Genomic DNA, 24,137 nt, shown 5'->3' on the forward strand with positions numbered 1-24,137 from the left:
TGGAGCCGGTGCTGATGCTGGAGGACGAGCTGTGCGTGCTGACGGCAGGCCCAGCCCCGCGCGCCGGCAAGGGGCCGTTGCGCTGGGCCGACCTGCGCGATGCCGCATGGATGGCGCCGCCGCGCGACACGCTGGTGCGGCAGGCGTTCATGACGGCCTTTCTGAACGATGCCGTCGCGCCGCCAGCGCCGGTGATCGAAGTCATGTCCTCCGTGACCATGGGAGCGCTGCTGCGCGCGGATCCCGCCCTGATGTGCGCCGTGCGGCGCGAGCACGCCGCGGACGAACTGGCGCGTGGCGGCGTGCGCCGGGTGGAGGTCGAGCCCCGCGTTCCGTTGCCATCCTTCGGCCTGTTCCTGCGGCGGGACGCGCTGCCGCATCCGCCGATTCTCACGGCCTTCGCCGACGCCCTGCGCCGCGTGGCGAGTCCGCCGCCGGTCCGCTCTCGAATCTCACGCCGACAAAGAATTTCGCCGAAGTGACAAACGGTAGCTTTTAGAATCCTTGCGCCTTTCGGCAGGTCGAACGCCCGAGCGCCCGACGCGCTGTGACGCCAATGCGGCCTCGGCGGGCACGAAGATCGCTTGGGCGCGGACTTGGGCGTCCGCATACACAGGCCCGGCGCCCGCGAACTTCCCACATTGCGTCAGGCCCCCGTCACATCGTGAGAGGACATTTGAGTCATGGACCACAAGCAGTACACGGCTCGGCGGAGGGCAGACCGCATCGGCAAGACCATCCTGGCCGTGCTTGCCGTCTGTTTGGTGCTGGTGATCGTCGTGCGGATGGCGTGACCGCGCGCCCGGCAACGAGGCCGACCAAACGCGCCCGGCGGCCCCCCTCACTGCCCTAGAATGCCCGGCTGCGCAGGCAGCCATGCCGCCGCTCTTCATGGGGTTTGCGGCAGACGCGCTGTCCTTCTTCACTGCCCGTAGCTCAACTGGATAGAGCAGCTGCCTTCTAAGCAGCAGGTCGGGGGTTCGAGCCCCTCCGGGCAGGCCATCCAACAAAGTCAGGATGTGGCCCGTCAGGGCCCGCGTCCATGGATTTCCCACCCCAGGACCTCCCCGCAGACCCCACGTCGATGCCGGCGGGCCCGCCGTTGAAGTGGCCGTCCGGAACTGGACCGAGCGCTGATCCAACCCGTGCGCAACGACCGAAAAATAACTCCCCTACATCCCTTGCAACAAATAATCAGGAATTTCTTCTCCTGTTCCGCAAGATATTGAGGTAATTTCAAAGATATCACCTGATCCGAGAATCAATCGGCGATTTTCGACCTCTCTTTCTCTCCCGCATTGACCCTGCGCGTCGCTGCTCTTACTCTTGCGCGGCTTATTAAAAAAGAGAGGTTGAATGTCTGGTCGATGCTTGCGCCCAGTTCTTTTGGGCTTTGCGGTGCTCCTGGTTTCCTGTGGCGGCGGCGGCGGCGGGGGCGGCAGTGGCGCCGTCCTTCCAATTTCAGGTTCGGGAAACAGCGCCAGCAGTGGCACCGCGAGCGGCAGTTCCGCCTCGACAGCGACCACTGCGATGCTCACGGGACGCATCACCTTCGACTCGGTTCCCAGTACGGGCGGCGCGCTCAACTATGCGGCAACGGTGATCAAGCCGGTACGTGGCGCCGCACTCGACGTCGTCGACGCTGTCGGAACGGTCAAAGCCTCCACCGTCACGGACGCGGATGGCCGGTATTCCGTGTCGATTCCTACAGGGACCACGCTTGCCGTCCGTGTGAGGGCGCAGCTTCTTCATAGCGGCGCCGATGGCGCCTGGGATGTCACCGTGCGGGACAATACGCAATCGAATGGCCTCTATGGCATGCAGGGCGGCTATTTTGTGGCGACGACCTCTGCGGTCACCCAGGATCTTCGTGCGCCAACCGGTTGGACGAATACCTCGTATGGCGCAGAACGGGTGGCAGCACCGTTTGCATTGCTGGACGCTGTCTACACGGCGCAAACCAAAATTCTGTCGGTGGCCCCGGGCGCTTCTTTTCCCGCTTTGAGGGTTTTTTGGAGCCCGAATAATCGGCCCGCGGCGGGCAGCGTCTCGCTCGGTCAGATCGGAACCTCCTATTTCACCGATGAAACTTCCTCTGGGGGCACCAAGAGCATTTATATTCTGGGCAGCGAGAACGTCGACACCGACGAATACGACAGCACTGTCGTCACGCACGAGTGGGGTCATTACTACCAGTCCGCGTTCTCGCGCGACGATTCCCCTGGTGGCGCGCACAGCCTGGGCAAGCTGCTCGACCGGCGGCTTGCCTTTTCGGAAGGCTGGGGCAACGCATGGTCCGGCATTGCGCACAAAAATCTATTCGGATTCCGCAGGCGTGCAACAGGCACAGGGTTTCGCATTCGACGTGAGCACGCCAGCGTCAAGCGCCGCGGGCTGGATCAGCGAAACAACCGTTCAGTCCGTCCTGTGGAATCTCAACGCAAGCACAGGGTTCGCGCCGATCCACAAGGCCATGACGGGTCTGGCGAGCACGCCAGCCGTCACATCGATTCACGCCTTCGCTGCGGCCTTTCAGGCCGTGGCGTCAGCGACGGACATCTCGGCATTGAACAGCCTGCTGGCGGCACAGGGCATCACGCCGCCCAGCGACGCCTTCGCTGCCAACGAGGTCAACGACGGCGGACTCGGCGCCTTTGCCTTGCCGCTCTACACAACGGTCAGCGTCGGAACGCCGCAGCAGGTGTGCGTGACCAATCAGGCCGACCCGAACCGAAACAACAACAAACTGGGCACCCATGCCTATCTGAAGCTTGCCGTTTCCCAGGCGCGCAACTACACCGTTTCCATCAGCGGACCGGCGACATCGGATCCGGATGTGGCCGTCTATCAGCGACGGATCGTGGGTGGCGCCTGGAACGCCAAGCAAGGCACCGAGTCGGCAACGTTCCCGCTGGCAGTGGGGCCGGCCGTGTTGGTGATCAACGACTACGAAGAATCCTCCGCCAACACCTGCTTCACGGTCACCGTCAACTGAAAAGAATATTCGTATGCGCAAGCCTTTTGAATTCGGCCATCTGCCCGTTTTGGTCACCGCATTGATGCTCGCCAATAACGCGGGCGCCGAGCCGCCGGCACCTGTTCCCGCACGCCAGTGGATTACAGCGCCGAGCAAACCGAACGGCTCCGGAATTCGTCTGCAATACAGCGTCGACGCCACACCTTCGCCCAATCAGGCAATTCCCGTGATCCTGGTCTTCGCCGGTTTACAGGAACCGGGCGCCACCGTAGAACTGCAGGCCGAATCAGGCTTGGCAGTCAGTACTTCGGCGATGGCCTGGACGCTTCCGTTGGGAGAGTCTTCATGGCCCGTGACCGTCACTCCGGGAGCACAGGGAACCTTCTACCTTAACGTATTCACCAGGCAACGAGGCGCCAGTTCGGCAACGTCCATTCCTATTCAGGTCGGGCCGGTCAAGGCCTTGCCTTCGGCCGCCAACCTCAAAGAACTCCCGAGCCGGGAGAAATTGATCCTGATGCCCGCCAAATAGCGGCGCATCGCGCTAGCCAATTCCCGTCCGCAAGTGATAGACCCAAAAACAGACGGTAAGGATCAGCACAAGCTTGACCAGCATGCCCCATGAGGCCGGGCGGTCGAGCGAGTAGCGACAGGCCGATCGCCAGGCGCCGACCGCGCACCACAGGCAGATCGCCATGTTCACGAAGACCAGGAGGTAGAGCCCACGCAGGTGCGCAAAGAGAGGCCCCACTCCTGATCGAGGCTGCCAGGCGCTCGCCCAGCGGAACACCACCAGTCCGCCCAGCGCGGCGAGCACACCCACCAGTGCGCCATTGATACCGCCGGCCATCCATAGCGGCAGGCGACCTGCCCAATGGAGCCTCGCATAAGAATTCAGCGCTTCCATGGCGCACTCCCTGACCCAGCCGTTTTGGCTCTGGAGACCAGTGTGTTCGCTCCCTTGCCGCAATGTCAATGAAGTTCTGGTTTAGGGGATTTGAAGCAAAAAAGCTGCAATTGTTGATGGGTGCTTTTTTCTCGTTGCGACTGCCTCGTTCGGCACTGCGGCAAATTCAATACCCGTCACACTGCGGCCGCGTCCGCATCCCAGCGATTGACGCGCGAGTCACTCGACAAGGCGCCAGACAGTCAAAATTGAAAAAACTTTCTTTCTCTTTGGCACGAATAAATCCACAATCGACGTGACGATTTTTACGTATTGAACTCACCATCCTTCAAAAATGGGATTTCTCCTGCGTCCTTCTCCGTCGACCATGCCGGCTCCGCGCATGTGCGCATAAAAACTTGAAAAGGACGAAATGAATATGGTCTGGAATCGTTGCTGGCTGCCTGTGCTCGTGGGAACAAGCCTGGGACTGGGCGCCTGTGGCGGGGGGGGGGGAGCGGTGGCGCATTCTTCCCGCTCGCCGCTTCGAGCACACCCGCGGCCAGCCCGGCGCCGGCACCGGCCCCTTCGCCAGCGACCGGCAGCCTGGCAGGCGTTGCCGCGACCGGTGCACCGCTGGCCAATGCCACCATCACCGTGATCGACCAGCGCGGCGTCGCAGTCTGCGCCACCACCACGGACAGCCTGGGCCGCTATGCCTGCTCGCTGCCCACGGACACGAAGGCGCCGCTGGTAGTGAAGGCCACCAGCGACGATGCCGTCTACTACAGCGCCATCGGCACGGCCGGCGGCACGGCCAATGTGAGCCCCCTCACCACCGTGGTGGTCTCCCGCCTCACCCCGGACGGCAACCCGGCGAGCATCGAGGGGCTGATCCAGACTTCGCCGAACGCCGCTTCGGCGGATGCCATCTCGAAGCAGGTCAGTGCGCTCAACACAGCCCTGGCGCCGGTGCTCGCCGCGCTCGGCGTGCCCGCGTCGGACTTCCTCACCGGCACGTTCGCGGCCGATGGGTCGGGGCAGGACAAGCTGCTGGACACGCTCAACGTCACCGTGCGGCCCGATGGCAGCCAGGCCAACATCGACATCGCCATCAAGACGGCCGACGGCTCGACCGCCACGCTGCACTTCAGCAGCGCGGACACGGCGATCCCGTCCGCACCTTCGAACGTGGTCGTCGCCGCGGTTCCCGGCCCCACGGTCGTCGCGGACCTGATGGCGCGGTTCACGAGCTGCTACGCCATGCCCCTGACCCAGCGCGTCTCCACGGCCGCCAGCGACACCAAGGATGCGACGGGCACGGCGACCGACGTGAGCGCGGCCCTGTGCAAGGCGCTGTTCCTCAACGACGACCCCTCGACCTTCTACAGCAACGGCAACTACGTCGGCCGCAACGCCAGCAACGCCGGTGCCTTCGCCAGCCTCTTCCGCGCGGGTGCCACGGGCGTGGTGTGGGACGCCGCCAACGTGGAGTTCTTCCGCGCCAACGGTGACATGGTGCTCAGCTACCGGAGCACCGACACCAAGGGCAACGTCGCCTTCGACACCCTGCTTGCGCGCAACGTGTCCGGCGTGCTCAAGGTGGTGGGCAACGGCAACGCCTACAAGGCCACCGTCCAGCCCTACGAACAGTTCCGTGAGCTGGTCAACACGCCCGCCTACAGCCACTACGGGTCGGGCTACGACATCTCCATCCCGAACATCACGGACAGCAATGGCGATCCCATCTTCACCAAGGCCGTGGTGACCGCGCCGTGGGGAGAGGCACTCACGCTGTATGCCAGCGCCGGCTATTCGTCCCTGCGCTTCAAGCTGACCGACGGCACCATCAGCGGCACCTCGGCCTACCGGCTTCAGGGTGGCTACGACAACACGGCCACCGCGGGCAATCCGTCCGACAAGGAAAGCGGGCTGGTGTACGCCCCCACCCAGATGACCGACGCCCAGATGGCAGCCCTCGACAACCTGGGCGTGTGGACCATCGAGTTCTTCCATACCGACAAGGCGAAGTCGAACGTCATTCAAACCACCCGGACGCTGACCCGGCCGCGCAGCATCAAGGAGCTGCGGCAACAGGCGCGCGTGTCGCTCACGAGCGGTATGCGCAGCGCGCTCGTCGGCGCCTCCGCCAAGGGCTACTTCACGTTCAGCGCGCCGGACTGGGTCGACTTCAGCACGGACGGCGGCGGCGCTGGCTGGAGCGTGCCCGACGGCGTGCTGCCGCCCACACAGCTGTCCGTCTTCGGCAAGGCCCCCTTCGGCAGCACCACCGCAGGCCAGTCGGGCGCGGGCTTCAACGACACGGCCAACATGCGCAGCACGGCGCGCAGTGTCGTCGTCTACTGCTCGGCGCAGACGCAGTCGGACAAGCACTGCGACAGCACGGACACGACCAAGTACGCCGCCAACGTCACGCTGAACACCTTCCTGCTCCAGTCGACCAACCGGAAGCAATCGGAAAGCAGCTACGCCGTGGGGCTCTACAAGCTCCAGTGACCGCATGAGCGGGGCCGGCCATCGAAGCGGGCCGGCCCGCACGCTCGGCGACGTGCGCGGCGTCGGCGTCAGTGTCGGCAAAAAAAGACCTGCGCGAAGCAGGTCGAAGAGGTTGCCAGGGAAAGGAGGGAGGATTTCCAACGATCGGATGGCCAGAACCTCAGAAACCGCCACCCGAACAGCACAACCTCGGTCGGCATTTTCTCCACTAACCCGGCCGCCGGCATGGATTCGACCACACGCGACCTTGAAGTATGAAATTCTTCACATCGAGGCTCGGGTTTGGTGCATCCGTGCGCGAATTTCGATTAACCGCCACTGTCTTTTTCTGAAGATTCCGCCGAAATAGCCAGATTAGGTAAAACAGCCATTGCGCATGCTTTGTGCTTGCCGCCTGCATTGGTGCGTGCACCCGCAACTGGGCGGATGCACGCCGAGCGCCGGCGCGGATCAACCGCGTCGTGTGAACGACATCCCTGCAGCAAAGAGAAAGATCATGCGACCAGACGAGGCTATGGTGAGTTTCTTCCGCGGCACACCGCTGCGCTATCCGGAAATCTTTTCGCGGGCCATGGGCAGCCTGCTCGACTATGCGGGATCGCTCGCCGGGCGCGATTCGCTGTGCGTGGCCAAGATCGGGAATGCGCCGCTCGAGGCGCGGATGCGCAAATTCATCTTCCTGCGATTGGGCGTGGCGGCCGCATTGGCACTCGCCGCGCAATGCTGCCGTCCCCTGGACGAGGAAACGGCGCTCCAGGTCGTGCTCAACGGCGCCTTCGCGCAGGAGGCGGCTTCGTTCGTGAGCGCCTTCGACGATCAGTACTACTTCCTGCTGTCCCGTCTGTCGGAGCTTGAGAAGGACTACCTGCGGCAACTGCTGGCCTGAACGCGCTCGCGTCGCCGCCGCGCAATGCATGGCGGCGGCGCGCCGGTCCTCTCGGTGCTGTCCTGTGGCCTCACCCCGGCGAGTTGCCCACGACTTTTGTGGATATCTCTGGGAAAAACAACGGCGCAGCCAGAAAAAGTCCTTCTGCGTCATTGGTTTGCTTACGCTGCCCATCAAATGAGCAGAATCACCTTCTCGGAAAACGATTCCCACCGACAGAATAAAGAGCAAATATCTTCGACGCTGTCAAATCACAAAAAATAAAACCGACATATACAAAAATGCTTTCAATGACGAATCAAGCATCAAAGCATTCCTGATTCACCTTCATTGGATAAAAAAAACAGAGAGCGCGCGGGGGAAAGTCCTCATGACTGTCGTCAATTACGCAGCAACCGATGAACAATTCTCTTGTTGTTCAGTAGGTCAGGGCTGTACAAGCGTTGTCGGCGCTTAAACTGCGAGTGCGGGCCCTGCCCCGCTCGGTTCGAAATAGATTGTTCAGGCAGATGTGCCAAATGAGATTGATCAACTGTCACCGCTGCAGCACCCTCATGGCGGCCAATGCGCCGCGGTGCCCTCTTTGCGGCTGCCGCAACGAGGAACTGGAACAGGGTCGCCAGGAAAGGCGGCGCCTGTTCGTCATGTTGACGCTTCTTCTTCTGACCTACGCCCTCTTCCTTGCTTTCAAGCTCGAACTGATTTCCGCACAGGGAGTTCTAGACCTCGTGTCCATCCTGCGCCAAGGCTAGTCTCGACCACCACCGCCGGCCCTGGCCTCCAGAGTTCGGATCCAAGCGTCTTTCCTCCCTGTATGTCTTAGCTTGGAATCCTTGCGGCCCCTTCGGGGGCCGTTTTTTTGCCGGCTACACGGCGTCGGTCAGCTTGCGCTTGATGATCTGCAGCGCGGCCGGCTCCATGGCTGCGATCTGCCGCGCCAGCGTGCCCACGTAGGACTCGAACAATTCGGGCCGCGGAACGGCCTCGAACAGGCCTCGCACCGCCGGGTCCTCCGCCCCCATCGGCCGGCCCGCAAGGAACAGGCGCTTCGCGCCGTTCATGCCCAGCTGCTTGACGGCGCGCACGAAGGTGTGGCGGTTGTTGAAGCCGCTCATGCCCAGGGGCATGGCGAGTTGGGCGCCCGCGCCCGCCACGCGCAGATCGCAGGCCAGCACCAGGTCCAGCGCCGGCCCGATGCAGCTGCCATTCATGGCGCACAGCGTGATCGGCCGCAGTCCTTCCAGCGCGCGGGCCACCTTGTCGAGCAAGGTGGGATCGTAACGCTCCTTGGCCGCCTCGATGTACTCGTAGCCCCCGCAGAACACCGGCCGCCCTTGGCCGCCCGTCTGGGCCGTCAGCACGACCACGCGAACCATCGGGTTGGCGTGCAATTCGGCCAGCGTGGCCAGCAGCCAGCGCAGATCCTGATCGCGCAGCCAGTTGCTGCTGCCCGGCCGGTTGAGCCGGATGGTGCTGATGCCACCGGCATGGCTCAGCTGTGGAAGGTCGGTCGCGGGTTCGGGGTTGGCCGCATGGGTTGCTGCAGTGGCAACGGCTGCGACGGATTCAAAAGTGCTCATCGATATCGGTCCCTGATGTGGTGAGAAGGCACGGTTGCGCCGACCGGCCATCACCCACCTCGAGACCTCGGCCCCTGCGTTGCGCGACCGCCGGCCGACCCCGCAGGCAAGCAGGAAGCCTGCCATTGAACACTTTGTTCTTCATGGCTACACCGTGCACGCGCACAGCCGAAACGCACAGCGCTTGTCAATGGCAAGGCGGCAGCCGTTCAACGCAGCGACCGCTCGCCCTCCCCGCTTCGGTGCACGCGCCATGCCCCGCGGCACCGCGCTTGCCCCTGCGGCATGCCGCCCTCAGTTGACCTTCACGCGGTAAAGCACCGCGCCCGAGCCGCCCGACGGCAGCGAGCCGGAGAAGGTCCATGTGATCGAGCCGGTACCGCCCGCCGTCTGCGTGACGCTGCATTCCTTGGGGCTGTCCGGTGAAAGATTGGCCGGCGTCACCTTGGAGCAGGTGCCCAGGCTGGCCGGTCGCCGGAACCGTCAGCCTGAAAGCGCAGGTGCTGCAAGCGCTCAGCAGCGGCACCGTGACACTGCCGATAAGCGATGTCGCCATCAGCTCCAGCAATGCCGGCCTGCCGCCGCCGCCCGTACCAGCCTCGGGCACCGGGCTCACGATCACCGTCACGCCGACCGGCTTCACCAACAAAGTGACGCAGCAGACCGCCACCTGGACCTTTAGCTATTCGCCGACCACGGCGCTAACGGCTGGCACCTACACCGGTCAATTGGGCTTCACGGCGACTTCACCGTGAGTGGCACGCGGGGCCGAGGATCGGGAGGGCGAAGCGTCCGGACAAGAAAAAAGCCCGTGGAATCACGGGCTTCAATCAAGAACGTTTGGGGTGGCTGATGGGACTCGAACCCACGACGACCAGAATCACAATCTGGGACTCTACCAACTGAGCTACAGCCACCGAGAGAACTGCGAAGTATAGCGGAAAATTTCTGCCCTACCTCCAATTATTGGATCACGACCGCCGGATTGCCCGAGGGACGCGGCACCTTGATGGTGGCCTTGAAGCGATCCTTGAGCATGGCGTAGTAGGCCTCGGCCTCAGCGCTCGACATGGCCTGCGACAGCTGCGTGCGCTCCTGTTGGCGCTGCTCCGCAGGCACGTCGGCCGGCGGCAGCGTTTTGTTGACGCGCAGCACGGCATACCCCTGGGCGCCAAGATCCACACCCACCCAGGCCGGTAGCTTGGACGGATCGGCACGCAACGCTGCCTCGACGACGGCCGCCGGCTGCCCGCTGGCGGCGTCGGTGCGAGAGACAGTCACGGGCTGGCCCAGGCCTGCCGGCAGCGAGGTACCCGAAGTACCCTCCCACGCCTTGAGCTTGGCTTCGCCCTCTGTCTTGGCTGCCGCGGCAGCACGCTCGGCCACCAGTTGCTCACGCACGCGGGCCTTCACTTCATCGAAGGTCTGAGTGCGCGCGGGCACGTGACGCGTCACGCGGCCCACCGCCAGCTGATTGCCGCCGAGGTCGACCGCCTCGGTGTTGTGCTTGCGCTCCAACGTGTCGGCCGAGAACAGCGCATTGATGAAGGCGCGATTGCCCAGCGGGCCCTGCGCCCCCTGCACCGGCGTGCGACCCACGCCTTGCGCCTTCTGGATCGGCAGCTTGAGTGCATCCGCCGCAGGTTGCAGGCTGTCGGCCTGCTGATAGACCAGGTCGGACAGCGCGTCGGCCTGCTTGGCAAAGGCCTGCGAGGCCTGCTGGCCGCGGATCTCGTCCTCGATGCGCGCACGCACCTGCTCGAAGGGAGGCACCACGCCCGGCTTGATGTCGTCCAGGCGAATGATGTGATAGCCGTAGTCGGTTTCCACCACGTTGCTGATCTCGCCCTTTTTGAGCGCGAACATCGCGTCTTCGAAGGGCTTGACCATGGCGCCGCGCGTCACGAAGTCGAGCGCGCCCCCTTGTGCGGCAGAGCCCGGGTCCTGCGAGTTCTTCTTGGCGAGCTCGCCGAAGCTCGCGGGGTTCTTGCGAACCTCGTCCAGCAGTTCTTCGGCACGGGCCTTGGCCTTGGCGCGTTCGGCAGCGGGAGCGTCCTTGCCCGCGGCGATGAGGATGTGCGCGGCCTTGCGTTCTTCCTTGGTGCCGAAGCGGTCCTTGTTCTGCTCGTAGTAGGCCTTGAGGTCCGCCTCCGGCACGGTGATCGTCTTCTTGACCGCGTCCATGTTGAGCACGATGTACTCGACATCGGCCTGCTCCGGCAGCTGATAGCTGGCGGTATGGCTCTTGTAATAGGCCTCGAGATCGGCATCGGACACCGAGACCTTGGCGCTGAACTCGGCTGGCGAGAATCGCGCCACCTGAACCTCGCGGCGCTCGCGCATCGCATTGCTCAGCACATCGAGCAGCGCAGGGTTCGGTGCGGCCGAGCCCGTCACGCCACCGAGCAGTTGCTGCGTCGCGAGATCGGCGCGCACGGCCGCCTCGACCTGCTCGGGCGTACGACCGGTCGCCATGATGAAGCGCTGTCGGTCGAAGTTGCCCTTGTCGTCACGGAAGCTCGCCAGTCCCGCGTCCTCTGAAAAGACACGGGTCAGCCGGTCGTCCGACACGGTCATGTTGGTCTTGAGCGCCGCTGCGCTGAGCACGCGATTGCGCACCATGCGCTCCAGCGTGGCGTAGCGCGCAGCGTCGGTATCGAAGACCGACGCGTCGAGACTGGGCATCTGCTGACGCAGCCGGTCGGTTTCGTTGCGGTGTTGCTGCTCCCACTCGGTACGTGTGATCGACTGCCCGTCGACGGACGCCACCACATCGCCACGGTCGCCGTTGTTGGTGTAGTTCTGCACGCCGAACAACACGAAGGAAGGAATGATCAGCAAGAACAGGGCGATCATCACGATCTTGTTGTACTTGCGGAAGAAATCAAACATGCCTGCACACCTCTAGGATCGGACGTCAAAGCGCCCGCGGAGACGACGAGAAACAAAGGCGAACATGAGGTCCGCCACCGGTCACGGAGGGGGTGAATGCTCGGGGACGATCCCTGACCTTGGCTGGCAAGAGATGTTGTTGTACGACTGCTTGCAGCACCTGCCCTGACGCCGGCTGGTCGAACCGGCGCGCGGATTCTAGCTGCGCCGCATGCCCGCCTTGCCGCCGACGGACGCTGATTCGACGGGGCCACTCACAGGCGCTGTGCCACGCGAACCCAAGTGGGAGTGCGGTCCCCGTCGACAATGCAAAAGGCCCGGATCGCTCCGGGCCTTCGCATCAATCGGGGTGGTGGGTGCTGACGGGCTCGAACCGCCGACCTACGCCTTGTAAGGGCGCCGCTCTACCAGCTGAGCTAAGCACCCCCGATGGTTCGCTTCAGTTCAGTGCGTCCTTGAGCGCCTTGCCGGGACGGAACTTGGGAACCTTCGCAGCCTTGATCTTAATCGCAGTTCCGGTGCGCGGATTGCGCCCCGTTCGCGCTGCGCGCTTGCCCACTGCAAAGGTACCGAAACCAACCAGGGACACCGAGCCGCCCTTCTTGAGCGTGGTGCGAATGGCACCCAACGTGGACTCCAGGGCTCGCGTGGCCGCGGCCTTGGAGAGGTCGGCGTTCTTGGCGATGTGTTCGATCAGTTCGGTCTTGTTCACAAGGGCCTCATGGCGGAAGGTTGAGCAGCGGTCGGAAGCGCGAGCAGACCCTCCGTGGGCATGCGGCATGGACATTGGGGGGAAGGGAGGCGATTCCGTAAAACGTCGACCCTGGCGGCCGAGCGGCAGATTACAACCATGCGACCCAGGAGTGTCAATAAGGCAGAAGCACAACGCACTCAACTGCAAACAGTTTGACCAACAAGTTCACAAAGTGAATCACCCACGCGCTTCGGTACGGGCCCGAATCTCGGGTATGGCCTTGCGCAGGTAGTACACCATCGACCACACCGTGAGCACACCTGCGGCCCAGATGAGCCAGCGCCCCCAGAGGCCGGTGTCGATCGTGTCGAAGAGCACCCCTTGATAGAGCAGGAAGGGAATCGCCACCATCTGCACGGTGGTCTTGACCTTGCCGATCATGTGTACGGCCACGCTCTTGCCGGCACCCAACTGGGCCATCCACTCCCGCAAGGCAGAGATCGCAATCTCGCGGCCGATGATGATCAGGGCCACGAACACATCGGCGCGATTGAGGTGCACCAGCACCAGCAGCGAGGCGCACACGAGGAACTTGTCCGCAACCGGATCGAGGAAGGCGCCGAACGCCGAGGTCTGGTTGAGACGCCGGGCGAGGAAGCCGTCGAGCCAGTCGGTGGCCGCGAACACGACGAACATGACCGTCGCGATGAGGTTCCTCATGCCCTCGGGCAACGGCAGGTAGAAGACACCCACGATCAGGGGAATCGCGACGATGCGCGTCCAGGTCATGATGGTGGGCAGGGTCCAGAACATCGGCGGATTGTGGCATGAGGCCACCGCCGCCTCGGTCTCGCCGATGCCGTTGATCGATGCCGCGTTCGCGCGCTGATCAATGCAACGCGCGGTAGATCTCTTCGGCGAGGTCGCGTGCAATGCCATCGACCGAGGCCAGGTCCTCTACGCTGGCTGCCGCCACGCCGCGAATGCCGCCGAAGCGTTGCAGCAACCTTGCACGCCGCTTGGGACCGACGCCCGGGATGTCCTCCAGTTGGCTGCCGCCCACGCGCACCTTGGCGCGCTTGGCGCGCATGCCGGTGATGGCGAAGCGGTGGGCCTCGTCTCGGATCTGGGCGATGAGCATCAGGGCCGCCGAATCCCGTCCCAGGTAGACCTTCTCTCGGCCATCGGCAAAGACCAGTTCCTCCAGCCCCACCTTGCGGCCTTCGCCTTTCTCGACGCCGACGACCAACGACAGCGGCAGGCCCAGTTCGACGAAGACTTCGCGGGCCATCGACACCTGGCCCTTGCCGCCGTCGACCAGCACGAGGTCGGGCATGCGCGCACCCACGGTGCCGGGTGGCGCATCCGCACCGCCGCCATCGCCCGGCGTAGGCGCCTGCGCTTCGGCGGCCATGGCCTCGGCGATCTTGCCGTAGCGTCGCATGAGCACCTGCCGCATGGCGGCATAGTCGTCGCCCGGTGTGATGCCTTCGATGTTGTAGCGGCGGTACTCGCGGTTCTGCATCGCATGGTCTTCGAAGACCACGCACGAGGCCTGCGTCGCCTCGCCCGCCGTGTGCGAGATGTCGAAGCACTCGATGCGGAACTGCCCAAGGTCGTCCGGCGCGAGTTCCAGCGCATCGACCAATGCGCGCGTCCGGGCCTGCTGCGAACCTTCCTCGGCCAGCAGGCGGGCGAGCTGGATGTCGGCATTCTTCTGGGCCATCTCCAGCCACAGCCGTCTTTGCGAACGGGGCTGGAAGACGGCGGTCACCCGCTGGCCGGCCTGCTGGGCGATGGCTTCGATCAGTTCCCGGCCGACCACCTCGCCCAGCACAAGCGTGGCCGGCGCCGGGGCTTCGATGTAGTGCTGGGCGATGAAGGCTTCGAGCACCTGGCGTTCGACCGACGGCGCCAGCGTGCCCTCGTCCGCGCGCTCTTCTCCGCGCTCCTCCATGCCATCGGCCGGACCGCCGTCGTCGTCGGCGGTGGCCGCATCCTGCTGCAGCAGCACCGAGGCGTCCTCCACATGCGCGGGAAAGTAGGCCCGGTCGCCCAGATGTCTTCCACCGCGCACCATGGCCAGATTGACGCAGGCCTTGCCACCCTGCACCTTGACGGCCAGGATGTCCACGTCCTTGTCGTCCACGATCTCCACCGACTGCTGGTGCAACACGCGCGACAGCGCCGACATGCGGTTGCGCAGTTCGGCGGCCTGCTCGAACTCCAGCCGCTCGGCGTGCTGCATCATGCGGCCCTCCAGCTCGGCCAGCACCTGCTGCGTCTCGCCACGCAGAAAGGCCTCGGCGTTGGCCACGTCATGCGCATAGTCGGCCGGCGCCACATGGCCCACGCACGGGCCGCTGCAGCGCTTGATCTGATAGAGCAGACAGGGCCGGGTACGGTTGCCGTAGACCGTGTCCTCGCAGGTGCGCAGCTTGAAGACCTTCTGCAGCAGCTGGATGGATTCCTTCACCGCCCAGGCGCTGGGGTAAGGGCCGTAGTAACGGTGCCGCCGGTCCGTCGCGCCACGGTAGTAGGCCAGGCGCGGAATGCTGCCAGGCGCGAGGCCATCGCTGCCATCGCGGTCGCGCACTCCGGTGATCTTGAGGTACGGGTAGCTCTTGTCGTCGCGGAACAGGATGTTGTAGCGCGGCTTGAGCGTCTTGATGAGGTTGTTTTCGAGCAGCAGCGCCTCGGCCTCGGAGCGCACCACCGTGGTCTCCATCCGGGCGATCTTGCCGATCATGTGGCCGATACGCGTGCCGGCGTGGTTCTTCTGGAAGTAGCTGGAGACGCGGCGCTTGAGGTTGCGTGCCTTGCCCACATACAGCACGCCGCCGCTCGCGTCGAAGTAACGGTAGACACCCGGCAGAGAAGGAAGCGCGGCGACCTCGGCCAGCAGTTGTTCGGAATGCACCTCGGACATGAGGCACATTGTGGCGCGCCATCCCGGAATGAATCCTGCTACACAAAATTGCAATATCAAGCATGATTTGCTTTCCGTTTAACTACAAGAGTCGGAACCCCGTGAAAACCTCTGAGAACCAGCGGCGGCTGATTGCCGTCGCACCCCTTGCCCTGGCCGTGTCGGTCGCCGCCTGCGGTGGCGGCTCCGACAACAATAACCAGCAGGCCGTCGCCGCGGCCCTGATCGCGGCCAACCTCAACCGCCCCGCGCCTGCCCCCGCGCCGGCGCCTGCGCCCGCCCCCGCAGCGCCGGACTACAGCTGCCAGAGCGCCAGCAACGGCTCCCCGGTGGTGGTCGGGTCCGGCCTGCAAGGCGACCCGGCCGCACCCGAGCCTGCGTCTGGCTATGTGCCCGGCAAGAAGGTCATCTATTCGAAGACCTACATGGTGGTGGCCAACCACCCCCTGGCCACCAAGGCCGGCTGCGACATCCTCAAGGCCGGCGGCAGCGCCGTCGACGCGGCCGTCGCCGTCCAGGCCGTTCTGGCGCTGGTCGAGCCCCAGTCCAGCAGCCTGGCGGGCGGCGCCTTTCTGCTGCACTTCGATGCCAAGACGAAGAAGGTCGAGGCCTATGACGGCCGCGAGACGGCCCCGGCTGCTGCCACGGCCGACTACCTGCGCTACATCAGCGACGCCGACAAGACCACGCCCAAGCCCAGCGCCCGCGCCAGTGGCCGCTCCATCGGCACGCCCGGCGTGATGCGGATGCTCGAGATGGCCCAGGCCGACCACGGCAAGCTGGCCTGGAAGGACCTGTTCGGCGAGGGCACCAACCTGGCGACCAACGGCTTCAAGATCGGCGGACGCATGGCGCAGGCCATCGCGGGTTCGGCCACCAACCTCAAGCGTGACGACGAGGCGGCGGCGTATTTCCTGGATGCCTCCGGCAATCCCAAGCCGCTGGGCACCACGCTGACCAACCCGGCCTATGCCGGCGTGCTCAAGGCCATGGCGGCACAAGGTGCCGACGCCATGTACACCGGCCCCATTGCCCAGGACATCGTCGCCAAGATCCGGATCACAAAGGGCACCGACGGCTCGGACATCACGCCCGGCGTGACCACGCTGGACGACCTGAAGAACTACCGGGCCAAGCGCCGTGACCCGGTGTGCACGACCTACCGCACCTACTACGTCTGCAGCATGTCGCCGCCCTCCTCCGGCGGCATCGGCGTGCTCTCCACGCTGGGCATCCTCGAGAACTTCAACATGGCGCTGCATGCGCCTACCGCCGTCGACCTCGAGGGCGGCAAGCCGACCGTGATGGGCGTGCACTTGGTCTCCGAGGCCGAGCGCCTGGCCTATGCCGACCGCGACAAGTACGTGGCCGACACCGACTTCGTGCCGCTGCCCGGCAACAGCCCGGACACGCTGCTCAACAAGACCTACATGCGCGCCCGCGCCAACCTTATCGACTTCAGCAAGAGCATGGGCACGGCCGTGGCGGGCGACCTCGGCCCGGTCCCGCTGGGCATCGACAAGACACCCGAAAACGGCACCACGCACCTGACGATCGTCGACAAGGACGGCAACGTCGTCACGATGACGACCACGGTGGAGTCGTCCATGGGCTCCTACCACATGGCACGCGGCATCCTGCTGAACAACCAGCTCACGGACTTCTCCGCGTCGCCCACCGACAGCAACGGCCTGCCCGTGGCCAACCGCGTCGCACCGGGCAAGCGTCCCCGCAGCACGATGGCGCCCACCATGGTGTTCAACGGCAGCGCGCCCGGCGACTTCGCGATGGCCACCGGTTCGCCCGGCGGCGGCACCATCATCCAGTACGTGGCCAAGACGCTGGTCGGCGCGCTGGACTGGAAGCTGGACGCGCAGCAGGCAACGTCGATGGTGGACTTCGGCGCCTCCAATTCGGCCACCACCAACGTGGGTGGCGAGCATCCCAACATCGATGCGAGCAACAACGGCGCCAACGATCCACTCGTGACCGGCCTGCGCGCCCTGGGTCACACGGTCTCGGTCGGCGCCCAGTCCAGCGGCATCAGCACGGTGATCCGCACCCAGGTGAACGGCAAGACGGTGCTCAGCGGCGGATCCGATCCGCGCCGCGAAGGCATCGTGCTGGGCGACACCTTCACGCCCTGACGCGCGGGATGCGCACGAGGCCGCGGCGCCAGCCGGGCCTCGCCTCGAAGGGCGGCGCCGATGGCGCCGCCTTTTGTTCTTTCAGCGGCGACTGCTCGCCTCCATCAACCTTCAATCCACCTCGATTCGCGCAGACTTCGCCAGTTGGGACCAGCGCGCCAAGTCGGCCGTCACCCGCGCGGCCAGTTGCGCCGGGTCCTGGAAATCGGCCGTGGCGCCCTGGTCCTGCGCCAGCTTTCTGAAGGTGGGCGTGTTCACCACCCGCCCGATCTCGCCCGCGAGCTTCTGCACCACCGCATCTGGCGTGGCCGCCGGCGCAAAGACCGCGAACCATGAGCTGGCATCCAGCTTCGGAAAGCCCGCTTCCGCGGTGCTGGGCACGTCCGGCAGGCTGGGCAGGCGGCTGGCCCCGGTCACGGCCAGCACGCGCAGCTTGCCCGACTGAATGTGCGGCATAAAGGGCGGCGCGGTGCCGAAGGTCAGGTCCACCTGCCCGCCCAGCAAGTCCTGCAGCGCAGGCCCAGTGCCCTTGTAGGGAACATGCACCATCTGCACACCTGCCTGCTGCTCCAGCATGGCGCCGGTCACGTGCTGCAGAGAGCCGTTGCCCGACGAGGCGTAGTTCAGCTGGCCCGGATGCGCCTTGGCATAGGCGACGAGTTCGGCCAGTGTCTTCACGGGCAGGTCGGCGCGAACGACGATGATCTGCGGCGCCGACAGCACATTGGCCACCGGCCGCAAATCCTTCTGCGCCCAGGCCAAGGCCGTCTTGCTCACCACTGGCGTGATGACGTGGTAGCCCGAGTACTGCATCAGCAGCGTGTAGCCGTCCGGCTCGGCACGCTTGACGAAGCCGGCGGCGATGGCGCCGTTGCCGCCGCCCTTGTTCTCCACCACCAGCGACTGGCCCAGTGCCAAGCCCAGCGGCTGCGCCAGCATGCGTGCCGACAGGTCGGTGGTGCCGCCGGTAGCGGTGGGCACCACGAGCGAGATCGGCCGCGACGGATAGGAACCCTGCGCCAGGCTGGCGAGCGGCAAGGGCAGCAGGCAGGCGGCTGCAGTGGCCACCAGGAAGCGTTGACGGGTGAGGGTCATGCGTGGCTCCATGTTCTTCATTGGCTAGTCGGAGGCCGGAACGCCCGGCCGCGGCATCAATCCACCGTCGCGCCCGTGTCCTTCACGATCTGCGCCCACTTGCGCAGGTCCGACTGCACCAGCGCGGCCAGTTGGGCCGAGCTGCCCTTGAAAGGCTCGCAGCCCACGCTGGCCAGTTTCTCCAGCACGTCCGGGCTTTCCAGTGCCTTGTTCACCTCGGCCTGCAGCCGGGTGACGATGGGCACGGGCGTGCCGGCCGGCGCGAAAAGCGCGTACCACGGTGCCTGGCCGAAGCCCGGCAGCGTCTCGCCGATGGTGGGCGAATCGGGCAGCGCCTTGATGCGCTGCGGGTTGACCACGCCCAGCACCTTGAGCTTGCCCGACTTGATGAAGGCGATGACCGAGGGCAGGCTCTGAACCGACAGCGGCACCTGGCCGCCCACCACATCGGTCGCGGCCGCGGCCGAGCCCTTGTACGGCACATGCTGGAGCTTGATGCCGGCGGCCTTCTGCACCATCTCGCCGATCAGGTGGTTGAGCGTGCCGTTGCCGGCCGAGGCGTAGGAATAGGCGCCCGGCTGTGCCTTGGCCAGCCGGATCAGGTCGGCCATGTTCTGGCCCGGGAAGGACGGATTGGCGACCAGCACATAGCCGGCGGTGGCGATGGGCGCGATGGGCTCGAAGTCCTTCACCGGGTCGAAGCCCGGGTTGCGGTAGAGCGCCGGGCTGGTCACCTGGGCGCTATCCGCTGTCAGCAGCAACGTGTAGCCGTCGCGCTTGGCGCGGGCCGTGGCGGCCGTGGCCACGGTGCCGCCGGCGCCGGGCTTGTTGTCCACCAGCACCGTCTGGCCCAACTGCTGCGAAAGACGCTGCGCCACCACCCGGGCGATGACGTCGTTGGCGCCGCCTGCTGCCTGGGGCACGACCACGGTGATGGGCTTGCTGGGGTAGGCGTCCTCGGCCCAGGCGGCCGGGACGGCAACGCCGCAGAGCAGCGCGGCGCCGATGCCGACGGTGATGCGGCGGCGGGCGGTGGCGGGGAAGGGGGTTGTCGTCATGGTCTTGTCTCCGTTGTCGTTGGGGGTCGTCCAGGTCGTCAGGCGCGGGCCAGGGCGCGCTCGCGCACGGCCGCGAAATCGGCCGGCGGCGGATGCAGTTGCAGCCGCGGGCCGGCTTTCAGCAGCTGGCTGGGCACCTCGTGGCCGATCAGGGCGGGCAGGCGGGCTGCGGCATGCATCACCCTCGCAAGATCCACCGCCACATGGAAGTCCATGCACTGCAGCGCGTGCACGATCTCCTCGGTGCAGACATTGCCGGTAGCGCCCGGGGCGTAGGGGCAACCGCCGAGACCACCGATGGAGGCGTCGAAGCGATCGGCGCCGGCGTCGATGGCGGCCAGCACATTGGCCAGGCCCATGCCGCGTGTGTTGTGGAAATGCAGCGTGAAGATCTGGCGGGGCCAGCGGAGCCGCGCTATCGCGACCACGCGTGCCACCTGCGCCGGATGAGCCATCCCTGTGGTGTCGCACAGCGTGAGGCCGTGCGCGCCCAGCTGGTCGAAGCGCTCGACGAGGTCGAACACCTCGTCAAGCGCCACCTCGCCCTCCATGGGGCAGCCGAACACGCAGGACAGCGACACGTTCACCGCAACGCCCGCCGAGCGGCCCAGCGCCACCACCTCGGCCAGCGCGCGGAACGACTGCGCCCGCGTCATGCGCAGGTTGGCCAGGTTGTGGGTCTCGCTGGCGGACATCACCAGGTTCAGCTCGTCCACCTTCGACTCGATGGCACGCTCGGCGCCCCGCACATTGGGCACCAGCGCGGCATAGACGATGCCGGGGTGACGCTCGATCTCGCGCAGCACGACCTCGGCGTCGCGCAGCGCCGGCACCGCCGCAGGCGAGACGAAGGCGCTGACCTCGATCTTGTCCAGCCCCGCGGCCGACAGCTGGTTCACCAGCGCGATCTTGTCCGCGGTGGGCACGAAAGCGGCCTCCATCTGCAGGCCGTCGCGGGGGCCGACCTCCTGCATGTGGATGCGGCGCCCGGCGCCCTGCCAGGCACTGCGCACGGTCGTCATTGGATGATTCCCTTCTCGCGAAGCTGTGCGATCTGGCTGGCGCTCAGGCCCGCCTCGGCCAGCACGGCGTCGGTGTCGTCGCCCAGGCGCGGCGCGCTACTGCGCACGCGGCCCGGCGTGGCCGAAAGCTTGGGCACGATGCCCGGCACCGTGAGCGTGTCGCCATCGCGCGTCTGCTGGGTCAGCAGCATGTCGCGGGCGCGGTAGTGCGGGTCTTCGGCAATGTCGCGGGCGGTGTAGACCTTGCCGGCCGGTACGCGGGCGGCGGACAGGCTTTGCTGCACCTCGCGCACCGTGCGGCCCGTGGTCCAGCGTGCGATGGCTGCGTCGATCTCCTGCACGCGGGCCACGCGACCGGCGTTGTTGGCGAGGTCTGGCGCGGCGGCCAGGTCCGGGCGGCCGATGGCCTGCATCAGCCGCTTGAAGATGCTGTCGCCATTACCGGCCACCAGCACCCAGCCGTCGGTACACGGATAGGCATTGCTGGGCGCGATGCCGGGCAGCGCGCTGCCCGCAGCCTCGCGCACCACGCCGAAGGCGCTGTATTCGGGAATCAGGCTTTCCATCACGTTGTAGACCGCCTCGTGCAGCGCCACGTCGATCACCTGGCCGCGCCCGCCGTGAGCCTGCCGGTGGTAGAGCGCCGCCAGCACGCCAATGGCGCCATGCAGCGCCGCCAGCGTGTCGCCCAGCGAGACGCCCACGCGCACGGGCACCCGGCCCGGCTCGCCCGTGAGATGGCGCAGACCGCCCATGGCCTCGCCGACGACGCCGAAGCCCGGCTGGTCGCGATAGGGCCCGGTCTGCCCGAAGCCGGAGATGCGCAGCACGATCAGCCCCGGGTTGGCGGCCTGCAGCGACTCGGGGTCGAGGCCCCACTCCTCCAGCATGCCGGGGCGGAAGTTCTCGATCAGCACGTCGGCCTCGGCGATCAGGCGCCTGGCCACCTCCTGGCCCTCGGGTGCGCGCAGGTCCAGCGCCACCGAGCGCTTGTTGCGCGACTGCACCTGCCACCAGACCGAGGTGCCGTTCTGCAGCAGCCGCCAGTTGCGCAGCGGGTCGCCGGTGACGGGCGGCTCGATCTTGATGACCTCGGCGCCGAACTCGCCCAGCGTCTTGCCGCAGAAGGGGCCGGCGATGAGTTGGCCCATCTCCACGATGCGCACGCCCTGCAGTGCATCCTGGCCGATGGGGGATGAGGATGGGTGCCCGCTGTCCACGCGATGTCTCCTGGCAAGGCCCGGCGGGCCGATCGGGTGCGGATCATCGCGGCTGAACATCCGCCCGCAAAGCGCCGGTGCGCGAGGCCACCATCGCAATCCGGCATGGCAGGTAGCATCGCCCCTCTCATGAACCTGGACCCCGTCTCCCTGCGCGTGTTCGTGGCCGTGATGGAGCACGGGACCATCGCCGCCGCCGGCGCGCAGCACCACATCGCGCCCTCGGCCGTGAGCCGCCGCCTGGCCGAGCTGGAAGACGTGCTGCGCGTGCCACTGTTCGCCCGCAGCAACAAGGGCATGGCGCCCACGCCCGCCGCCTTTGCCCTGCGCGACCTGGCGCGCGGGCTGATCAACGAGATGGAAGGCATCGCCCAGCAGATGCGCGACTACGGTCGCGGCACGCGCGGCCAGGTACGGGTGGTGGCCAACATCTCGGCCATCACCCAGTTTCTGCCGCGCGAGTTGCAGACCTTCCTCGCGCGGCATCCGCAGGTGGACGTGCGGCTGCAGGAGCAGATCAGCAGCGCCGTCGCGCGCAGCGTGGCCGAGAACGCGGCCGATCTGGGCATCCTGAACGAAGGGGACTACGGCGATGCGGTCCGCCTGCTGCCCTACCGGGAGGACGAGCTGGTGCTGGCCGTGCCGCAGGGCCATGCGCTGGCGCGACGCCGCCAGGTGGACATCGGCGCCGTGCTGGACCACGACGTCGTCGGCATGCATCCGGGCAGCGCAATCAACCAGCAGCTCACCCGGGCCGCCGCCGAGCGCGGACGGGCGCTGCGGCTGCGCATGCAGGTCAGCAGCTACGACGCACTGTGTCAGATGGTGGCCGCAGGCTTGGGCGTGGGCGTGCTGCCCCGCGGCAGTGCCGCCCTCTTCCGCGGCGCGCTGCCGCTGCGCATCGTGGGCCTCACCGTGCCCTGGGCGCGACGCCGGCTGGCGCTGTGCGTGCGGGCGGACGAGGGGCTGTCCAGCGTGGCGCAACTGTTGGTCGATCACCTGCGCGCGGAGGCACAGGCATGAACTGGGACATCTTCTGCCGGGTGATCGACAACCACGGCGACCTCGGCGTGACCTGGCGTCTTGCCCGGCAGATCGCCGTGGAGCGCGCCGAGCCGGTGCGTCTATGGGTGGATGACGCCAGTGCCCTGGCCTGGATGGCTCCGCAAGGCGAGCCGGGCGTGCAGCTCATCGACTGGTCCGATCCTGCCGCCGTACGCGAGGCAGCCACCGGCCCGGTGCCCGACGTGCTGATCGAGGCCTTCGGCTGCGACCCTGCCCTCGAACTCGTCGCCCGCTTCGCCGCCCGGCCCGGCGGCATCTGGCTCAACCTCGAGTACCTGTCGGCCGAGGACTTCGTCGAAGGCCTGCATGGCCTGCCTTCGCCCGTGATGAGCGGACCGGGCCGCGGCTGTACCAAGTACTTCTTCTACCCCGGCTTCAGCGATCGCACGGGCGGCCTGCTGCGTGAGGCGGGCCTCGTGCAGCGGCAAACGCGCTTCGACCGCAGCGCCTGGCTGGCCGCGCAAGGCGTCGGCTGGCAGGGCGAGCGACTTGCCACCCTGTTCTGCTACGAGCCGCCAGCGCTGGCCGGCTGGCTGGCGGACTTGTGCAGGGCCGACCGCCCGACGCGCGTGCTGGTGGCTGCCGGCCGCACGGCCGAAGCCGTCCGCGCGGTGCTGCCGCAGCTGCCTACCGACCGCGGCGCCTTGCAGATCCAATGGTTGCCGCATCTCGCGCAACCCGACTTCGACCACATGCTGTGGGCCGGCGACTTCAACGCCGTGCGCGGCGAGGATTCGCTGGTGCGCGCCCTGTGGGCCGGCAAACCGATGGTCTGGCACATCTATCCGCAGGACGATGGCGTGCACCACGACAAGCTCGACGCCTGGCTCGACGCGATGGCGGCGCCCCCCTCCGTGCGGGCCTTCCACGCCGGCTGGAACGGACGTCCCGGGGCGCCGGCCCTGGCGCCTTTCGACGATGCGATGCTGGCCGATGCCGCGCGCATGGCGCGGGCGGCGCGCACACGGCTGTTCGATCAGGACGATTTGCTGACCCGCCTCGTCCGTTTCATTGCGCAAAAAAGCTAAAATCGCGGGCTTTGCGGAAATCTCCGCCGCGGCGCGTGCACCAGCCGGTGCGCCCCCACGGAGCCGCCAACCCGCCGCGGGAACCTGCTTTTGCCGCCGCCACGACCACCCTCTGGGGCGGCAGTGACGGTCCGGGGCACG

At 66.2% G+C, this 24,137-nt stretch carries 22 protein-coding genes and 3 tRNA genes; 11 read left to right on the forward strand and 14 right to left on the reverse strand.

The window, feature by feature from the left end:
• Both QZ772_RS16365 and QZ772_RS16370 read left to right on the forward strand, forming a co-directional pair.
• Positions 1-482: LysR substrate-binding domain-containing protein (locus QZ772_RS16365; protein ID WP_295528443.1), on the forward strand; the 482-nt coding region annotated here is incomplete at its 5' end.
• 443 nt (positions 483-925) lie between these two features.
• A tRNA-Arg gene (locus QZ772_RS16370) sits at positions 926-1,002 on the forward strand.
• A gap of 170 nt (positions 1,003-1,172) precedes the next feature.
• On the opposite strand, the gene QZ772_RS16375 is transcribed toward QZ772_RS16370, so the two are convergent.
• Positions 1,173-1,538 (reverse strand): hypothetical protein, encoded by a 366-nt coding sequence (locus tag QZ772_RS16375; RefSeq protein ID WP_295528445.1) that lies wholly within the window; start codon positions 1,536-1,538, stop codon positions 1,173-1,175.
• A 686-nt stretch (positions 1,539-2,224) separates the two neighbouring features.
• On the opposite strand from QZ772_RS16375, the gene QZ772_RS16380 reads away from it, so the two are divergent.
• A complete protein-coding gene (locus tag QZ772_RS16380) occupies positions 2,225-2,995 on the forward strand; it encodes a hypothetical protein (RefSeq protein ID WP_295528448.1) in 771 nt (256 codons plus the stop codon).
• 13 nt (positions 2,996-3,008) lie between these two features.
• Positions 3,009-3,509: a hypothetical protein gene (locus tag QZ772_RS16385; protein WP_295528450.1), complete on the forward strand. Its 501-nt coding sequence runs from the start codon at positions 3,009-3,011 to the stop codon at positions 3,507-3,509.
• Between the two features lie 12 nt (positions 3,510-3,521).
• Here QZ772_RS16385 and QZ772_RS16390 read toward each other — a convergent pair whose 3' ends face one another.
• Entirely contained in the window at positions 3,522-3,884 is a 363-nt protein-coding gene (locus QZ772_RS16390) for a hypothetical protein (protein WP_295528452.1), read from the reverse strand.
• A 636-nt stretch (positions 3,885-4,520) separates the two neighbouring features.
• Here QZ772_RS16390 and QZ772_RS16395 point away from each other — a divergent pair.
• The 3 genes from QZ772_RS16395 to QZ772_RS16405 all read left to right on the forward strand — a co-directional run bounded on the left by QZ772_RS16395 (position 4,521) and on the right by QZ772_RS16405 (position 8,018).
• The gene (locus QZ772_RS16395) at positions 4,521-6,380 is read left to right on the forward strand and encodes a carboxypeptidase regulatory-like domain-containing protein (protein ID WP_295528455.1); all 1,860 of its coding nucleotides are present in this window, start codon (positions 4,521-4,523) and stop codon (positions 6,378-6,380) included.
• Positions 6,381-6,786: 406 nt separating this feature from the next.
• Entirely contained in the window at positions 6,787-7,266 is a 480-nt protein-coding gene (locus tag QZ772_RS16400) for a hypothetical protein (protein ID WP_295528459.1), read from the forward strand.
• Between the two features lie 518 nt (positions 7,267-7,784).
• Entirely contained in the window at positions 7,785-8,018 is a 234-nt protein-coding gene (locus QZ772_RS16405) for a hypothetical protein (protein WP_295528461.1), read from the forward strand.
• 114 nt (positions 8,019-8,132) lie between these two features.
• On the opposite strand, the gene QZ772_RS16410 is transcribed toward QZ772_RS16405, so the two are convergent.
• The gene (locus tag QZ772_RS16410) at positions 8,133-8,846 is read right to left on the reverse strand and encodes an enoyl-CoA hydratase/isomerase family protein (RefSeq protein WP_295528463.1); all 714 of its coding nucleotides are present in this window, start codon (positions 8,844-8,846) and stop codon (positions 8,133-8,135) included.
• A gap of 294 nt (positions 8,847-9,140) precedes the next feature.
• Positions 9,141-9,290, reverse strand: a complete 150-nt coding sequence (locus QZ772_RS16415) for a hypothetical protein (protein WP_295528466.1) — start codon at positions 9,288-9,290, stop codon at positions 9,141-9,143.
• Positions 9,291-9,373: 83 nt separating this feature from the next.
• Here QZ772_RS16415 and QZ772_RS16420 point away from each other — a divergent pair, with 83 nt between their 5' ends.
• Entirely contained in the window at positions 9,374-9,601 is a 228-nt protein-coding gene (locus QZ772_RS16420; protein WP_295528468.1) for a hypothetical protein, read from the forward strand.
• Positions 9,602-9,687: 86 nt separating this feature from the next.
• On the opposite strand, the gene QZ772_RS16425 is transcribed toward QZ772_RS16420, so the two are convergent.
• The 6 genes from QZ772_RS16425 to uvrC all read right to left on the reverse strand — a co-directional run bounded on the left by QZ772_RS16425 (position 9,688) and on the right by uvrC (position 15,361).
• Positions 9,688-9,763, reverse strand: a tRNA-His gene (locus tag QZ772_RS16425).
• 46 nt (positions 9,764-9,809) lie between these two features.
• Positions 9,810-11,738, reverse strand: a complete 1,929-nt coding sequence (locus QZ772_RS16430; RefSeq protein WP_295528471.1) for a SurA N-terminal domain-containing protein — start codon at positions 11,736-11,738, stop codon at positions 9,810-9,812.
• A gap of 350 nt (positions 11,739-12,088) precedes the next feature.
• Positions 12,089-12,164, reverse strand: a tRNA-Val gene (locus QZ772_RS16435).
• Positions 12,165-12,177: 13 nt separating this feature from the next.
• Positions 12,178-12,525: an HU family DNA-binding protein gene (locus QZ772_RS16440; RefSeq protein ID WP_366510608.1), complete on the reverse strand. Its 348-nt coding sequence runs from the start codon at positions 12,523-12,525 to the stop codon at positions 12,178-12,180.
• A gap of 144 nt (positions 12,526-12,669) precedes the next feature.
• The gene (pgsA, locus tag QZ772_RS16445; protein ID WP_295528526.1) at positions 12,670-13,245 is read right to left on the reverse strand and encodes a CDP-diacylglycerol--glycerol-3-phosphate 3-phosphatidyltransferase; all 576 of its coding nucleotides are present in this window, start codon (positions 13,243-13,245) and stop codon (positions 12,670-12,672) included.
• A gap of 76 nt (positions 13,246-13,321) precedes the next feature.
• Positions 13,322-15,361, reverse strand: a complete 2,040-nt coding sequence (gene uvrC, locus QZ772_RS16450; RefSeq protein ID WP_295528473.1) for an excinuclease ABC subunit UvrC — start codon at positions 15,359-15,361, stop codon at positions 13,322-13,324.
• 158 nt (positions 15,362-15,519) lie between these two features.
• Between uvrC and QZ772_RS16455 the strand changes: the two genes are divergently transcribed.
• Positions 15,520-17,508, forward strand: coding sequence for a gamma-glutamyltransferase family protein (locus tag QZ772_RS16455; protein ID WP_295528529.1), 1,989 nt, complete (start codon positions 15,520-15,522; stop codon positions 17,506-17,508).
• Between the two features lie 111 nt (positions 17,509-17,619).
• Here QZ772_RS16455 and QZ772_RS16460 read toward each other — a convergent pair whose 3' ends face one another.
• Genes QZ772_RS16460 through QZ772_RS16475 form a run of 4 tightly spaced genes read right to left on the reverse strand, consistent with a single transcriptional unit; the run spans position 17,620 to position 21,903 of the window.
• Positions 17,620-18,603 carry a tripartite tricarboxylate transporter substrate binding protein gene (locus tag QZ772_RS16460; protein WP_295528476.1) on the reverse strand — a complete coding sequence of 328 codons (984 nt, stop codon included), beginning with the start codon at positions 18,601-18,603 and terminating at the stop codon, positions 17,620-17,622.
• Positions 18,604-18,659: 56 nt separating this feature from the next.
• Positions 18,660-19,661 (reverse strand): tripartite tricarboxylate transporter substrate binding protein, encoded by a 1,002-nt coding sequence (locus QZ772_RS16465; RefSeq protein WP_295528480.1) that lies wholly within the window; start codon positions 19,659-19,661, stop codon positions 18,660-18,662.
• Positions 19,662-19,699: 38 nt separating this feature from the next.
• A complete protein-coding gene (locus QZ772_RS16470) occupies positions 19,700-20,683 on the reverse strand; it encodes a hydroxymethylglutaryl-CoA lyase (RefSeq protein ID WP_295528482.1) in 984 nt (327 codons plus the stop codon).
• Positions 20,680-21,903 carry a CoA transferase gene (locus tag QZ772_RS16475; protein WP_295528485.1) on the reverse strand — a complete coding sequence of 408 codons (1,224 nt, stop codon included), beginning with the start codon at positions 21,901-21,903 and terminating at the stop codon, positions 20,680-20,682. The genes QZ772_RS16470 and QZ772_RS16475 overlap by 4 nt, the downstream gene beginning before the upstream one ends.
• A gap of 129 nt (positions 21,904-22,032) precedes the next feature.
• Here QZ772_RS16475 and QZ772_RS16480 point away from each other — a divergent pair, with 129 nt between their 5' ends.
• Positions 22,033-22,926 carry a LysR family transcriptional regulator gene (locus QZ772_RS16480; RefSeq protein ID WP_295528488.1) on the forward strand — a complete coding sequence of 298 codons (894 nt, stop codon included), beginning with the start codon at positions 22,033-22,035 and terminating at the stop codon, positions 22,924-22,926.
• Positions 22,923-23,996, forward strand: a complete 1,074-nt coding sequence (gene earP, locus QZ772_RS16485) for an elongation factor P maturation arginine rhamnosyltransferase EarP (protein WP_295528490.1) — start codon at positions 22,923-22,925, stop codon at positions 23,994-23,996. Before QZ772_RS16480 ends, earP begins: the two co-directional genes overlap by 4 nt.
• Positions 23,997-24,137 lie beyond the last annotated feature (141 nt).

The organism is uncultured Pseudacidovorax sp. (assembly GCF_913773995.1).
Lineage (GTDB): Bacteria > Pseudomonadota > Gammaproteobacteria > Burkholderiales > Burkholderiaceae_C > Xenophilus.